The sequence below is a fragment of the Gammaproteobacteria bacterium genome (assembly GCA_003696665.1).
Classification (GTDB): Bacteria; Pseudomonadota; Gammaproteobacteria; order Enterobacterales.
Window position 1 is genome coordinate 1 of record RFGJ01000396.1, and the last position, 1,015, is coordinate 1,015.

Sequence of the window (1,015 nt, forward strand, 5' to 3'; positions counted from 1 at the left end):
AAAAAATCATGGACGGTTGGAAGAACGGACCCTTACCGCCAGCAGCATGCTCAATGAATATCTGGACTGGCCCTATGTCCATCAGGTGTTCAAACTGGAGCGCCGTATTACCCACCTTTCTTCCGGTAAAGTTCATACAGAGATCCTGTACGGCGTGACCAGCCTGCCAGCCCATGAGGCTTCCCCGAAGCGTCTGCTTGACATCGTGCGCAGTGAATGGGGTATCGAGAATGGGCTGCATTACCGCCGCGACGTGACATTTCGGGAAGATAGTACCCGTATGACAAAAAAGCGCCTTGCTCACGCCATGAGTACCATCAATAATCTGGTCGTTTCCCTCCTGAATTATTGCGGCTTTGATAACCATGCTCACGCCAGACGTTTCTATGCCGCCCAACCTCGCAAGGCTTTTGCCTTAATTACCGGACTTTAAGAAAGCCCTGTGGGGAGAGTCATGTCTGGTTGCGCCAATCCTGTATTTGCAATAGAATAAGTCCCATGAAAGGATTTCTGCTGGACGACCATATAGACGAAATCGTGTGGCTGGTCTTCAACCTGCTGCACGTTGGTGCGGGATACCTGTTTCACCCATATGCGGATGTGTGGCAGGCAAGGCCAGAGATACGCGCCGTTTATCTGGCCTTGCCTGCCTTCTGGTCTCTCTTTCCGTTCACAGTCATCGAAGAGTACTTCGTCGTCGTTTGGGGGATAGCGTACACGTGGCTTGCCGTGGCAACAAGCGAGAGTGGGGCGCAGCATCCGTTCGCGCTGGCGTTAGCCATTCACATCCTTATAACCGGCATCCTGCTGGCGCTCGTCTTTCTGGTGGAATGCCTGCGCCACGTCTTGCGCACGCGCTGGTCTTAATGACCTCACGGGCAGGGGGGCATCGGTGTAGGAGGCTCGCGTTGAGTGGTACGCTCAGAAGGCGACGACGGGACTCGAACCCGTAATCAGAGTTTTGCAGAATATGCTCGAAACAGAATACGTTTCATTTCTCTGCACTCATCTCTGC

At 53.3% G+C, this 1,015-nt stretch carries 2 protein-coding genes; one reads left to right on the top strand and one right to left on the bottom strand.

Annotated features, from left to right (window positions below):
• Positions 1–367: hypothetical protein (locus D6694_10110; protein RMH40357.1), on the bottom strand; the 367-nt coding region annotated here is incomplete at its 3' end.
• Between the two features lie 131 nt (positions 368–498).
• Between D6694_10110 and D6694_10115 the strand changes: the two genes are divergently transcribed.
• Positions 499–867, top strand: coding sequence for a hypothetical protein (locus D6694_10115; protein RMH40358.1), 369 nt, complete (start codon positions 499–501; stop codon positions 865–867).
• Positions 868–1,015 lie beyond the last annotated feature (148 nt).